10 protein-coding genes are annotated in these 14,264 nt (G+C 66.4%); 4 read left to right on the forward strand and 6 right to left on the reverse strand.

All coding sequences use genetic code 11. The annotated features are described in order from the left end of the window. Nucleotides 1–445: 445 nt before the first annotated feature. Nucleotides 446–1,576, reverse strand: a complete 1,131-nt coding sequence (locus AB0B25_RS04465; RefSeq protein WP_357174557.1) for a helix-turn-helix transcriptional regulator — start codon at nucleotides 1,574–1,576, stop codon at nucleotides 446–448. 188 nt (nucleotides 1,577–1,764) lie between these two features. Between AB0B25_RS04465 and AB0B25_RS04470 the strand changes: the two genes are divergently transcribed. Together AB0B25_RS04470 and AB0B25_RS04475 are read left to right on the forward strand one after the other, a co-directional pair. After that, nucleotides 1,765–1,929: a hypothetical protein gene (locus AB0B25_RS04470; RefSeq protein ID WP_357174560.1), complete on the forward strand. Its 165-nt coding sequence runs from the start codon at nucleotides 1,765–1,767 to the stop codon at nucleotides 1,927–1,929. Next, nucleotides 1,926–2,102: a hypothetical protein gene (locus tag AB0B25_RS04475; RefSeq protein WP_357174563.1), complete on the forward strand. Its 177-nt coding sequence runs from the start codon at nucleotides 1,926–1,928 to the stop codon at nucleotides 2,100–2,102. Before AB0B25_RS04470 ends, AB0B25_RS04475 begins: the two co-directional genes overlap by 4 nt. 298 nt (nucleotides 2,103–2,400) lie before the next feature. Here AB0B25_RS04475 and AB0B25_RS04480 read toward each other — a convergent pair whose 3' ends face one another. Beyond that, entirely contained in the window at nucleotides 2,401–2,853 is a 453-nt protein-coding gene (locus tag AB0B25_RS04480; RefSeq protein ID WP_357174566.1) for a nitroreductase/quinone reductase family protein, read from the reverse strand. 190 nt (nucleotides 2,854–3,043) lie between these two features. On the opposite strand from AB0B25_RS04480, the gene AB0B25_RS04485 reads away from it, so the two are divergent. Next, nucleotides 3,044–4,072, forward strand: a complete 1,029-nt coding sequence (locus AB0B25_RS04485; protein ID WP_357174569.1) for an alpha/beta hydrolase family protein — start codon at nucleotides 3,044–3,046, stop codon at nucleotides 4,070–4,072. Nucleotides 4,073–4,135: 63 nt separating this feature from the next. Here the strand turns inward: AB0B25_RS04485 and AB0B25_RS04490 are convergent, their stop codons facing one another. From AB0B25_RS04490 to AB0B25_RS04500, 3 genes are all read right to left on the reverse strand, one after another. Continuing rightward, nucleotides 4,136–5,080, reverse strand: coding sequence for a hypothetical protein (locus tag AB0B25_RS04490; protein WP_357174572.1), 945 nt, complete (start codon nucleotides 5,078–5,080; stop codon nucleotides 4,136–4,138). A gap of 165 nt (nucleotides 5,081–5,245) precedes the next feature. After that, complete coding sequence (locus AB0B25_RS04495; protein ID WP_357174575.1) at nucleotides 5,246–6,451, reverse strand: aminoglycoside phosphotransferase family protein; 1,206 nt, start codon at nucleotides 6,449–6,451, stop codon at nucleotides 5,246–5,248. A 162-nt stretch (nucleotides 6,452–6,613) separates the two neighbouring features. After that, nucleotides 6,614–7,411, reverse strand: coding sequence for an SDR family oxidoreductase (locus tag AB0B25_RS04500; protein ID WP_357174578.1), 798 nt, complete (start codon nucleotides 7,409–7,411; stop codon nucleotides 6,614–6,616). A 300-nt stretch (nucleotides 7,412–7,711) separates the two neighbouring features. Here AB0B25_RS04500 and AB0B25_RS04505 point away from each other — a divergent pair, with 300 nt between their 5' ends. Continuing rightward, the gene (locus tag AB0B25_RS04505) at nucleotides 7,712–8,056 is read left to right on the forward strand and encodes a hypothetical protein (RefSeq protein ID WP_357174581.1); all 345 of its coding nucleotides are present in this window, start codon (nucleotides 7,712–7,714) and stop codon (nucleotides 8,054–8,056) included. Between the two features lie 14 nt (nucleotides 8,057–8,070). Here AB0B25_RS04505 and AB0B25_RS04510 read toward each other — a convergent pair whose 3' ends face one another. Continuing rightward, nucleotides 8,071–14,235, reverse strand: coding sequence for an amino acid adenylation domain-containing protein (locus AB0B25_RS04510; RefSeq protein ID WP_357174584.1), 6,165 nt, complete (start codon nucleotides 14,233–14,235; stop codon nucleotides 8,071–8,073). Nucleotides 14,236–14,264: the final 29 nt, after the last annotated feature.

The raw sequence follows: 14,264 nt of genomic DNA on the forward strand, positions 1-14,264 counted from the left end.
CACCCCGTCCCTGGGGTCGGCTGCTGCCACGGGTAGGTGCTGCTAACGAGGGTCCTTACGGTTCCCCGGAGTCCGGTGCCACCTGGGCGTCTACCCCCGCTCGGCGTTCCTGGCCGCTCCATCGGCTTAAGCGCTCCAGCCCGCTACGGGTCTGGGGATTTCGGGGCTGGCGGACTTGTCGGTGGTCATAACCGACGGTTGCCCAAGGCTTCCCGCACCCGCGCGTGAGGGGCGGACGGGCCCGGAACTGAGGGACATCCTGTCCATCAGCGCGCGCGAGGCAGACGTTCAGCTTGAACGTCTCCTCCTCCGCCCCACGCGACGTTAATAACGGATTCGTCATTTTCGGCAGACCGAAGGGTGTCGGTCAGACTGACACCCCTGCCGATGGCCTCAGTTCAGCTGAGGTCATCTGCTGGTCAACACCGCACCACGTGCTCAGGCATCAGGAGTTGGCCTTCGTCGAGCCCGCGATCTCCTGCATGAGCATCCGAAGCGTGAGTGAGTGTTTCTCCGGTGGAAGCGCATCCAGTGCAGTCCGAGCGGAGCGGACACCCTCGAAGTGGTCCCCCGAGCGGACGAGCATCAGACCTCGGTGCATGTCTAGATGCGTCGCGAACCGCGGCAGCTCGGCCGGCAATTCGCGCCGCGCCTCATCCTGCGCTTCAACCGCCAATTTCTCATTCCCGAGCCGGGCCGCGAGTAGCGACAGGAAGACGTTCATGCGCCACCACGGCACGGCGTAGTCGGAGGTCTGCTCACCATCAGAGCCAGCACGGTCGAATACGCGGCGCCCGGTTTCTACCAGAGCGCGTGCCGTGCGCTTGTCCCCACGAAGCACTGCGGCGTGCGCCTTGCCCATGATCGCGTTCAGCCGACCGAGGCTCGGGCGATCGGACAGCGCAATGGCCTGGTCTGCGAACATATCCGCGATGGGCAGCGCAGCACCTTCGTAGCCGAGAGCGATAGCCGCTCGCCCACGCACCCATACGCGGGTTTCTTCGTCCTCGGAGCGGTCTGCGGCTTCGGCGGCCATCCGATACCACTGGACCGCCTTCACGCCATCGCTACCGGGAAACGTCTTCGCGTACAGGGTCATCAGGCGCGCAGCCGCGGCCCACATCTGCGGGTGCTCGAGCTGCTGCTGCAAGACGGCCAGGTCGACTACGAGGCGACGCTGAATTTCCGCCGCGCCCATCGACATGTAGTCGGCGCCGTACGTGATCAGTTTGTCTTGCCAGGCGTCCACGCTTGGGCCGCAGTGATTCAGTCGGGCGGAGAAGCCGGTTGCGAGTAGATCGGACGCCACAATTGGCGCGATGCTCGTCGCTGCTGCCTGTGCGAGAAATTTCCGTCGGTTCACGTCGTCTTCCATGATCGCCATAGGGACGTCCAGCACTGCGGATAGGTGGCTGAGCCAGAACGGGCTAGGTTGCGATCTTTCACTCTCCCACCAGCGCGAGATGTAGTTGCGGGTGATGTTGCAGCCGGAACGTTTGGACAGCTCGTCGGCAAGTTTGCCTTGCGACCATCCACGTGCCTGCCGCAGCTCCCGAATCAATGAGCCGATCCCCATCGGATCATCATCCCTCCACGGTGGGTGGGTGCATGGCAGGATGCCACCCCTTATGCCACTAGTGACTCGCATCACAGTGCGGGAACCTCGAGGCAGCCCCGGCGCCGGGACGACGCCCCCGACGCGGTACCCCCTCGGCGCCGGGCGCTACCCATCCACACCGAGCAGCGCCACGAGGGGTACAGCGAATGCCCGAAGAACTTGCAGTTGTCCTGATCGTCACGGCCGTCGTCGTCGGCATGCTGATACTCCTGTTCTGGGTTCTGCCCTGGCTAATCGACCTCGGCGGCGAACCAGACGAGTCGATTCCGGTGAGCGAGATCATCCAACGCGTAGAGGACGAAGCGCTGTGACGGCACCGGAGGACGACCGGGACCGGCCCGCCGCGTGGCTGGAGCACCACGACGGGACATGGAGCATGGTGGATGAGTTCGGGATCCCCGGCCCGCCGTTCAGGGTGGTCGACGGCCGCGCGGTCCCGGTCGACGAGGACCGGTTACGTCACAAGAGGGGTACTCGATCGTGAGTACCCCTCTTCGCGTTTCGGGGGGCGAACTAGTGCGCGCCCTGAGTGGACAACCTCGGTGATGAGCACCGTGGTTGCCGCCCACATTTTGCCCACAATTGCCCACGAATCAGCGTGATCCAGTGTGAATCACAGTGATGTGTTTTTGCTGTTAGGACGCAATCCGAGGCCCTGACCAGCGCATCAAAATTGTTTCGAATCCGACTGGGGGCACGTACCTCGATGAGCGCTGGCCGGTGCCGAGCTGCGCATGTCGGCCCTTGATATCAGCGACCGCATTGGTGATCGCGTGGTTCGATCAGCCGTGCTCGACGCGGAATACCGCGATTCGATCTGCCGCCGCGGCCACTCCGTCCGGAGTGGGCGTATCGGCCAGCCCGGTGGTCACGAAGCGCTTGCCGACGCTCTTCGGGCTTGTCGCAACCAGTTCGCGTAGGAGCGGGCGGCGTTGCGCGACGGGGATCTCGACCAGTCGGGCCGTCGAGGATTGTCGTCCTCTGGTCAGCGTGACAGAGTCCGCGGCCCGCACGTTGGCTACCCATGCGGCCTTGGGGAACGCCTGGAATATGTACCGGCCGCCGTCCAGGCTGTTCACGGCGATCGGGAAGGTGCGCAGCTGCCCGCTGCGTCGGCCCTCGACCGTGAGCAATTGCATGGGTCCGAAGGCGATTCCCGCCTGTTGCAGCATGACGATGATCTTGTTGAAGGTTTTGGTCGTACGACGGTAACTATTTGCACTCACAGTTTCCATGCTATCCGATAAAATATGAGAAACATATAAGTGATAATGCATATATAGCGATGAGCGGTTGGACCAAACCGGGGACAGTGGCAGCGCGAATCTTCAGCGATGCCGCTCCAGGGCTCCGGCAGTAGCCGGAGCAATCTGCAATGCCATTGGCGGAAGTGTCGACAACATGGACGCGAGAGGGTTCCCGACGGTGAGAGCACTGCGATGGACAGATACGGCAACACTGCGCTGGGTAGTCGGTGCACTGGTCGCGGCAAGTCTCGTAGGCGCGATGAGCACCGCCACCGCGGCACCCGGGACGGCCCGGGTTGTGTCGACGGAGGACGTGAACAACCGACAGCAGAATGTCATGGTGTTCTCGCCGGCGATGGATAAATCGATCCTGGTGCAAGTCATCCGCGCCGCGGATACGACGAAGCCGCGGCCTACGATGTACTTGCTCAACGGCTCCGGAGGTGGCCCGAATCAGAGCGGGTGGGACGCGCAGACCGATGTCGTGAGTTTCTTGCGCGATAAAGATGTCAACGTCGTAACCCCATTCGGCGGCAGCAACTCCTACTACACCGACTGGGTGCGTGACGACGCCGTCCTGGGACACAACAAGTGGCAGACGTTCATCAACGAGGAGCTACCGCCCGTTATCGAGGCGTTTTTGGGCGCCAACGAAAACCGTACGTTGGTCGGGGTGTCGATGAGTGGTACCTCGGTACTGAACCTGGCCATCGCCAAGCCCGGTTTCTGGAAGAGTGTGGCATCCTACAGCGGTTGCGCGCAGACCTCGGATCCCATCGGGCAGGAATTCGTTCGGCTGACGGTGGAGAACTGGGGAGGTGGGCAAAGTGTCGAGAATATGTGGGGCCCGCGCAGTGGACCGTTGTGGCGCGCCAACGACCCGCTGGTCAATGCGGACCGGTTGCGTGGTACCGAAATATATTTGAGTACCGGCAGCGGTATTCCGGCGGTGCCGCATGACAGTCCGGCCGACCCGCGGGTGCGGGATGGTCGGGTTCCGCTGCCGGTACAGATCGCCTTCGGCGGGCCGATCGAAGCCGCGATCCATTTCTGCACGGTGAACCTGACGAATCGGTTGCGCGAGCTGAATATCCCGGTGACGCTCGACGATCGGCCGGTCGGTACGCATTCGTGGGGCTACTGGGAAGATGACCTGCACCGCTCCTGGCCCTTCCTCGCCGAATCGATCGGCAGCCGCGTGGAATGAGCGGGGGCGCAGGCGGCAGCGCATGCACTCGAGTCGGATGGCACGCCATCTGCGTCGAATGCGCTAGGCGACGTCCGATTGGCTCGCTCCGCCCTCGTCGCCTGCGGCCGCAGCAGCGGCCAGCATGCCGACCTTTGCCGGTAATATGAGCACCGAACTCACCTTGAATATTCTGACGGCATCGTCGACCGAGAGACGATTCACGCCGACGGAAACATTGATATCCGGGTAGTGTGTGCGCACCGCGTCCGCAATGGACGAAAGTCGATCTGCCACCATCGTGGGGTCGCGCAAAGATTCTTGACTCATTCCTTCGAAACCAGGGAAACCATCGGTCACGAGGTGGACGTCGGGAGTGTTGATGACGTCCTCGTAGACCTCGAACCGTGCGCTGACGATGTGGGAAGTGTCCAGAGGCCCTCCAGTCGTTCCCACATGGTTGGACGTACCATCTTCGAAAGTCGCCGCCGTACTGGTCTCAGGGGTCATTCGCCGCACTGCGATGCCACGACCATCGACTCCGAGCACCATTCCTGCCGGATGGAAACGCATCGCTCCATCGCGCACGTCGGTCCACTTCGTGATGGTGCCGTATACGTCGGCGATATCGGTCCGGTCGGTAAGGTACACAACTTGTTCCATGCCGTGCGAGGCCGCACGAATGTACCCTTCCTCGACCGCGACGGTTGGATCTCGAAAAGCTCGCGGAAATATTTGTTCGAGTTGCCAGAGGCGAGCTCCGCTATAATACGTATCCGCTTTCATGTACTCCGAGTATGCGGATGACTCGATGCCGCTCGGGCCGCCGTCGTGACTCGCTGATCGGTCGGCGCCCGCGATCCTTCCCGAGCCTTCGATGTCGCCCTCTGTCTCTGCGACGTTGTGTAATTCGTCGGTGTAACGTCCGGAACGGTCCTTGTAGGTTTTGCCAAATTTTCTGAACGCACTGTCGATCGTGTCGCGAGCGATTCGCATGAATTCGGCAGCGCCTCGGCTCCAGTTTGCCATGGTCGGAATGCTGCTTCTGTAAGGTGCGGGCGACCTGCGGTCGCGCACTATGGTAGCGGATGACCGGCGATTGGGTCAGGTCGCGCAAGTGCGTTTCGTCAGAGGTGCCGTGCCGGTCGAATGTGACTATCGGCGTGTGGTTTTCGGAAGCGGAGCGGTCGGTCCTCAGCCGGAATACGACTCGTCCAAGCTATCCAATGACTCGAGGTCGGCGATCGCCTGCATGATCCGTTCCACGTTGGCGAGGCTGACGTCTCGGGGCTGCATGTCCGGCTGCATACGGCCTTGGCCGAGGGTGCCGACCCAGGCGAACATGCCTTGGAAGGTCTGCTGCCGGTAGTGCAGCCACGCCTCGTTGAACCCGGGGGCGTCGCCACCCGCGGCCTTGAGCCGATCGAGGTAGAACTCGAGCAGTTCGCGCTCCCATGCTCTGCGGTTCTCGATGGTCAGGCCGGACATCAACGCATAGGCGAAATCGAGCGCCCAGTTGCCGCGCAAGGTGCACTGCCAGTCGTAGAGCCCCATTCGGCCATCGGCGGTGCGGTACCAGTTTCCGGCGTGCACATCGGCGTGCACCAGGGTCTGCGGTGTGTTCGAGTGCAGGGCCATCGCGCGGAAAAGGCCAGGCCACAGCTCATTCCGGCGCTTCAGTAGTTCCGGCGGGATTACCGCCTCGCCGCGCGCGATGCCGTTGCGGAACATCCTGGCCGTGTTGATCATGTTGTCTATCTCGGTGTGCCAGCGCTCGCCGGTCAGCAGCCAGCCGAAATCGGTGCGCAGCCGCGGGCTGTCCCAGAACGCCCCGTGGTAACGGGCCAGCTGACCCACCATGTCCTCGGCCATCGCCCGATCCAGCTCCCGGGTCAGCGGATTGCCGAACGTGGCGCCCTTGGTCGTGACGACGTTCTCCAGAAGAAACAGCGAACGGAATGATCGCGGATCGAATTCGGCGTGGTAGCCGACCGGAGCTTCCATGTCGAGCTCGGGTCGAATGCGTGTGTAGAAACCGGACTCGTTCTCCAGGAGATGGCACAGGCCGCAGACGATTCGCTGGGTCAGCGACGTAGTGGATTTGGAGAACAACTCGGTCGGGAGTCCGGCCGAGCGGCCAGCTTCGTTGTACTCCACCGAGATCGCCCGGCGCGATGACGTTCCATCGCTTCCGCCCGTGAGAGCGACCGACTCGACTTTCGCATCCGGATGGCCGTCGCACAGCACGGCGGTCAGCCATTCGGGAGTCAGTGCTTCCGGCGCGGCGGGCACCTCGCCGAGCCGGGCTGTGGTCGCGGATCGGCCGATTCGCTCGCTCAGATAGTGCCCGGCAATCCGTGCCGTGAGAGCTACTGCCCGACCCTTTTCGCGTACCGACACGCCAACCACCTTCGCCCTTCGACAACTGCCCCTACCGGCCAGCAGCCTATAGCGAATCCCGCTGTGCTGTCCCGTCCTTGGCGGCCGCACTGTCGGGTGCCGGGGGCCGGCACCCGCGTCGCCGGCGCACCAGCACGTTACGCCTGGTCGGACCTGGGCGGGTCAGCGCGAAAGGCCGTATGCCCGAGCGATGATGCGCTCCAGCACGGCGCGAGGAAGCAAGCGACGGAGAGCGAACATAGCGGGCGCGTTGCTGCCGACGGCATAGAGCGGGCGCGGGCGCCGCGCCTCGATCGCTGTCACGATGGTGTCGGCCACTTTCTCCGGCGTAATGCCTTGCGCCTGCTGCTCATCCAGTTTCGCCAGGAAAGTGGTGAAGTCCGCGGTATGCGGGGAACCCTCGGCGAGATATTTCGTCCGACGATCCCGTAGTCCGGTGTCGACCTGGCCCGGTTCGACCGCGGTGATCCACACACCGAATACCGACTCCTCGAATCGAGCGGCCACCGCGAAGCCGCGCAACGCCGCCTTGGTCGCGACGTAGGACGAGCGATAGGGCATCGGGAAACTCGCGAGCATCGATCCGACCATCACCACGCGGCCGTACCCGCGTTCCCGCATCCCCGGCAGCAGCGCCTGGGTCAGCGCGACCGGTCCGAGTACGTTCAACTGGAACAACCGCTCGACCGCGTCGCGCGGCAGCTCGGCCAGCGGTCCGGCCTGGCTTTCGCCCGCGTTGTTGACCAGCACGTCGACCTGGTCGAGCCCGGCGACGAACGCATCCACCGATGCCTTCTCGGTCAGATCGAGCGCGCGGTACTCGACCCCGGACACTGCCGCAGTGATCGTGTCCGGATCACGGCTGGTCCCGATCACCCGGTATCCCCGCTCGACCAACGCGACGGCGGTAGCCCTCCCGATCCCGGACGAGGCACCGGTGACGACGGCTACGCGGGACATGCGAATCTCCTTCCGATACGAATCGGCCGACCCTATCGCGATACCGGCGCGACGCGCCCATGTTCGCCCGAGGGGCGGTCGACGCTGAACCATGTCGACGTCATCGCCGATTCCCAGCTATGGCTCGGTGCAGCCCCTGCTCGACGAAGCCGCCGAGTTCTACAACTGATCCGGGCACTGCTGTGTTATGGCCGAGCCAGGTTATGGCCGAGCCGGCCTGCTTCGCGACCCGTTTCGATGGCGGTGATCGGGGCATTCTCTGCGCATCGGATAACCGGACCAGCGGCCGGAGGCAGCGCCATGACAGCGGACGACAAGCCGTGGGAGATCCCCCCGCTCGACGATGCACCGGACATCGCTCGCGGCGCCGAGCAACAACCGGGGGCGACGCTGGCCGACACCAGGAACTGGCCAGGCTACGGGCTGCTCTTGGTCGCGGCCGTCGTCGCCGTCACGGCCGCGGCGATCGCGGGCTGGGGGTTCGCTCACGCGGCGACCGTGGCGGCGATCATCGCCGCAGTCGCGTTGTTCGCCGGTGGCACCCTGGTCGTCGTCGAACGACTGCGCAGCAAGGCACAGGCGCGGAAGGAAGCGAGCGAGCAGACCGCACCCGCCTGGCAAACGATCGTGCCGCCGGAAGGCTGACGATTCGGCACCGTTCAATCTCGCGGCAGGAAGCCGGATTCGATGAACTCCCGGACATAGGTGTCCACCGCGGGACGGTCCACCGGCGGGCATTCCACGCCGGTGCCCGCCAAGGCCGCGCGGCTGTGCGCATCGGCCAAGTCGAGGCGTCCGGCCAGATCGATGAAGGACGGATTGAGCAGCGCGGCGCGAGCGAGCGAATCATCACCGACAGCGTTGCGTCGACGGGATTCTCGAACGAGGCCGTCACGCACCGTTTCCGGCGAGACCGTCGCCACCGGTAGCCCGTGCGCGCGCAGGCTGGCAAGGATCTCGCTCACCGCCAACGGCGTCCGATTCACCAGGTGATAGACCGTGTGCGCGCGGGGACGGCCGGAAATCTCCACGATCGCGCGTGCCACGTAGCTCACCGGGACCAGCGAGACCGTCGCGTCCGTCACGTCGGGCGCCATGCCGAGAATCGCGACGGAACGGATCATGTTCCAGAACGAATCGTCGGTGCTGTTCACGCCGACGTTCGGGTCGCCACAGATCGTGCCCGGCCGATAGATCGCGACCGGCACGCCACGCTCCCCGGCTTGGCGCACCAGTTCCTCGGCGACCCACTTGGAGGCGAGGTAGCCGTTGCCGGGCAGTTGGTCCGCGCGCAGCCGGACCGCCTCCGCGACCACCGTGGATGTGGGCGGCGCCGCGACCGCGGCGCGGATCGTCGAGATGAGATGCACCGGTTTGACCCGGCCGGTCACGGCCAGCCGCAGCAGCTCGCGGGTTCCTTCGACGTTGGCCGGCCGCAGCCGCGCGTACGGTGCTACCGGATTGACCCGCGCCCCGTTGTGATAGATCGCGTCGACACTGTCGGCGAGGCGGTCGTAGTCGGCGGCGTCGAGACCGAGCCGCGGTGCGGTCAGGTCGCCCGCCACGACGACGATCCGTTCGGCGGCGGCATCGCCGGACAGGCGATAGCGGCACTGGGCGCGCAGGATGCGATCGATGCCCTCCTCGGCACTGTCCGCGCGAACCACGCACCAGACCCGGGCGTCGGTGCGATCCAGCAACTCGTGCAGCAGATGGGCGCCGAGGAAACCGGTCGCACCGGTCAGCAGGACCTCTCGAGGTGGCCCGGTGTGTGCGGGGGCGCATCCGTCGATGGCGATTTCGGGATCGAGTACGGCATCGGCGTCCGGCGTAGGAGGGGCTTGGGGCTCGCTCGTCTCGGACAGCCACGCGGCGAGGCCGGTAGCGGTCGGTGCGGCGAGAACCGCCGACATCGGCACGTCTCGTGCCAGCTCGGACGACAGCCGTCGATGCAGGGCGAACGCCGACAGCGACGACCCACCGAGCTCGAAGAAGTTGTCCTCGACACCAACCGGGGACACCGCGAGCACTTCGGCGAACACGTCGGCGACCGCCTGTTCCAGCGGCGTCGCGGGCGCGGCCGCACCTCGTGTCACGAACACCGGCCGCGGCAGGGCGGCGCGGTCGAGTGCGCCGTCGGCGGTGACCGGGAGCATGTCGAGCGCCACCACTATCGAGGGCGCCATAGACGCGGGAAGTGACCGAGAGGCGAGGTGTCGCAACGACTCCACGTCGACGACGGCGCCCGGGGCAGCCACGACGTAGCCGACGAGCCGATCCCCGAGTGCGGATGGCTCGACTGTCACCACCGCCTGACCGACGCCGGGGTCGGCGAGCAGGGCGGCCTCGATCTCGCCGGTCGCGATGCGGCGACCGTGCACCCACATCTGAGCATCCGTGCGCCCCACGTAGTCCAGCGTGCCTGCGCGATTCCAGCGCACCAGGTCTCCGGTCCGGTACATCCGCTCGCCCGGGCCGCCGAGCGGATTCGCGACGAACCGTTCCGCGGTGTCGCCCGGCCCGCCATGGTAGCCACGGGCGAGTTGGACTCCGGCGCAATAGAGCTCGCCCACCACGCCCACCGGAACGGGCCGCAGCCGCGCATCGAGGACCAGGCACTGCGAATTCCATTCCGGCACACCGATCGACCGACCGAAGACCGGCGGATCCGCGGCGGCGAACGCGTGCTGTGTAATACCGACCCCGGTCTCCGTCGGGCCGTACAGGGTGTGCACCTCCGCGGGGCTGATCAGCGCGAAACTCCGTGCGGTAGCCGGGGGCAGTGCCGCGCCGATGACGAAGACCACACGCAACGAGGCCAGGTCGGCGGCGGTCGCGTGTTCGGTGAACGCGGCGAGCATGGTGGGCACGAAATCAGCGAGCGTCACTCGATGTTCGGCGACGAGCCTGCCCAGGGAACCGGGCTCGCGGCGCTCGACGGGGCCGGCCAGCACCAGCCGGGCGCCCGCGCGCAACGGAAGGAAGTAGCTCCACAGCGACACGTCGAAGGCCGGGGTGTGGTGCAGATACACATCGGTGGCGTCGACGCCGTACTCGTGCTGCATCCAGGTGAGCTGGTGCACGATCGCCCGATGGGTGAGCATCACGCCGTTCGGGTGGCCGGTGGACCCGGAACCGTATATCAAGCAGGCGGGATGATCCTCGTGCAGCAGTGTGGGACGCTCGCCGTCGGTCACCGGTGCGGAATCGAAGCCGTCCAAGTCGAGGGTATCGAGGTTGTGTGTCGCGGCGGCGCAGCCGTCGTCGGTGGTGGTCAGCACGCACCGCGGCGCTGCGGATTCGACCAGGTGCCGGAGCCGTTCGGCGGGGTGATCGGGATCGATCAGCATCCAGGCCCCGCCCGCCTCGGCGATCGCGCACAGCGCGACAACCTGCCGCACCGACCGACGCATGGCCACCGCCACAACGGTGTCCGGGGCGACGCCCTGCCCGATCAGCCAGCGGGCGAGTCGGGCGGATCGGGCGCGCAACTGCCCGTAGCTGAGGGTGTCCGGCCCGCACACCACGGCGATCGCCTCCGGGGTCGACGCGGCGTGCCGCCCCAGCGCCGCCGTGAGCGGCTCGGGCGTGACGTCGTGCTCGGGCCCGCTACCCCACGACCGAATCCGTTTGTGCTCGACCTGGTCCATGATGTCGATGTCACCGACCGCGGTGGTGGGATCGGTCGCGACCTGCAGCAGGATGCGGATGTAGCCGTCGAGGAACCGCTGCACGGTGTGCTCGTCGAAAAGATCGGTGCTGTAGTCGAACCGGATGATGATCTCGCCCGGCGCCCCGTCGCTGTCGTGGGCGTCCACTACGCCGATATGCAGGTCGGTGGTCACCGTGTCGGTGTCCACGTCGAGAAACGAGACGCTCGGACCCGGCAGTTCATGGGTGGCCTGGGCGAAGTTCTGGAACGCGAAGCCGACCTGGTAGAGCGGATGCCGCCCCGGCGACCGCGTCGGGTTGACCGCGTTCACGACGTGTTCGAATGGAACCTCGGAGTGCGCGAAGTTCGCCAGATCCCGTTCCCTGGAGCGGTCGAGCAGTGCGGCGAAACTTTCCCGCAGGTCGATCCTGGTCCGCGCGACGGTGGTGTTGACGAACATGCCGACGACGTCCGCGAGCGCAGGCTCGGCGCGGTTGGTCATCGGCACACCGATGGCGATGTCGACGCTGCCGGACAGCCGGGCCAGCAGCACGGCCAGCGCCGATCGCATCACCATGAACAGCGTCGCGCGGCGCGCACCCGCGACGGCGAGCAGGTCGCGGTGCAGGGTCGCGGACACCGACCGCTGGATCGATGAGCCACGCAGCGAGGCCGACGCCGGCCGCGGCCGGTCGGTGGGTAAGTCGAGCTCGTCGGGCAGACCGGCCAGCTCCTCGGTCCAGTACGCCAGTTGGCGGGAGAGCATCGACGTCGGATCGTCTTCGGCGCCGAGCAGGTCGCGCAGCCACAGGGCATAGTCGGCGTACTGCACGAACTGCGGCCGCCAGGTGGGCGCGTTGCCCTCGCGTCGTGCGTGGTACGCGTCGGCGATGTCGCGGGCCAGCGGCGCCAGCGAGGAGCCGTCGGCGCAGATGTGGTGCAGGGCGCAGACCAAGATGTACTCCTGGGGCGTACGCAGCAGCCGAACTCGCAGCGGCACTTCGGCCGAAAGGTCGAAACCGTGGTGCAGGATGGCGTCCACCCGGTCGGGCGCCGCGTCGTCGAGCACATCCTCGACGGTGAAATCATCGACCACCCGCTCGGTGTCGAGAATCAGCTGACGTGGCCCCGCGTCGTCGGCGGGGTACATCGTGCGCAGCGACTCGTGCCGTTGGACGGTGTCGGTGAACGCCGCTCGCAACGCGGGGACGTCCAGCTCTGACAGTCGCAGCGCGAAACCGATGTTGTCGACCGGCGACGACGGATCGAACTGATTGCGCAGCCAGAACCGAAGCTGGGCGGGAGAGAGCGGGATTCGCGCCGGCCGCGACCGAGCCAGCAGCGCGGGGCGGGCCGTGTCGAAGTACTGCGAGCGGACCGCCGTGGCCAATCTGGCGACGGTCGGATGGTCGAATATCAGTCGGGTGGGAACCTGCACGCGCCAGCTCTCGCTCAGGAGGGCGGCGGCCTGGCCGGCCAGCAGCGAATTGCCGCCCGCCGCGAAGAAATCGGCGTCGGCGCTGAAACGTTCCCGGCCGAGCACGCGGGCGAAGACCTCGGCGACCATTTCCTCGCCGAGATCGGACACCGGGCGATAGTCCAGCCGGTCGAGCGCCCGCGCGCGCAGTGCCGCACGATCGGCCTTGCCGGACGGGGTCCGCGGGATCAGGTCGATGGCCGCGATGGTGTTCGGCAGCAGATATTTCGGCAGCATCGTGGCGAGTGCGTCGGTCAGCGCGGCAGGGTCCGGCGGGTGTCCGGGTTCGGGCTGGATGAAGGACACCAGGCTCGTCTCGCCGGTGCTGCTCGTGCGGTCGACGGTCACGGCCATCCGGACGCCGGGCTGGGTTGAGAGGATCGCGTCTATCTCGCCGAGTTCGATCCGGAATCCGCGCACTTTGACCTGATCGTCGCCGCGACCGAGATAGTCCAGCTCGCCCGCGGCGTTCCTGCGGACGAGGTCGCCGGTGCGATACATCCGGGAGCCGGGCGGTCCGAACGGATCCGCCAGGAATCGTTGCGAGGTCAGATCGGGTCGTCCGAGATACCCTCTGGCCACACCGGGCCCGGCGAGGTAGAGCTCGCCGACCACGTCCACGCCGACCGGTCGTAGTCGCTGGTCGAGTACCTGGCAGCGCATGCCGCGCACTGCCGATCCGATGGTGACCGGGTCGCCGGGGGTCAGCGCGGAGCTGAGCGTGGCCAGGATCGTGGACTCGGTCGGTCCGTAGGCATTGTGGAACAAGCGCTGGGCTGCCCAGTGCCGCACCAGGATCGGCGGGCACGGCTCGCCGCCGACCAGAACCGAGCGCAGCGTGGCAAGGCCGCTCGGCTCGATCGAGGCCAGCGTGGACGGTGTCAGGAAGGCATGGGTGATCGCGTGCTGTGCGAGCAGATCCACCAGGGCGGCGCCGCCGTAGACGGTCGGCGGGGCAAGCACCATCGTGGCGGCCGAGGTGATCGCGAGCAACAGCTCCAGTATCGAGGCGTCGAAGCTCGGCGACGCGAAATGTAGGACCCGTGCGTCCTTGTCGAGCGCGTGCCGCGCGGCCAGCTCGGCACACAGTGGCGCGAGCCCGGCGTGAGTGACCGCGACGCCCTTCGGCCGCCCGGTCGACCCGGAGGTGTAGATCACGTAGGCGACATTCGAGGCGCGCAGTCGGGTAGGCCGATCGAGGTAGGCGATCGAACTCACGGGATTCGCCGACGTCCGCGCGGCCACCTCGGGGTCGTCGAGTACGAGCCACCGTACGCCCGTGGGCAATGTCGTCGCGGGTGCGCGCCGGGTCAGCCCGAGCGTTGCGCCGCAGTCGGCCAGCTGGAACTCGATGCGGGAGGCGGGAAGTCCCGGATCGATCGGTACGAAAGCGGCTCCGGTCTTCGCGACCGCCCACACCGCGAGAATCGAGTCGAGCGAGCGGGGCAGCGCGACCGCCACCATGGTTTCGGGACCGGCGCCGAGGTCCAGCAGGGTCCGCGCCAGTTGGGACGAGCGGGCGTCGAGATCTCGATAGGTGATCTCGGTCTGCGCGCTCCGCACGGCGATGCCGTCGGGATTGTGCTCCACCGCGGCGGCGAGCAAGGCGCCGAGTGTTGGTGGGCCCGGCTCGATCGACCCACGGCGCCGCCCATTCCGGACGGGTGGACGAGGTTCCCGGATACCACTGGTCATGACTTCGTCCGTTCGGAGTGGCTGTGAAC

Source organism: Nocardia sp. NPDC049190, assembly GCF_040648115.1.
In the GTDB taxonomy this organism is placed as follows: domain Bacteria; phylum Actinomycetota; class Actinomycetes; order Mycobacteriales; family Mycobacteriaceae; genus Nocardia.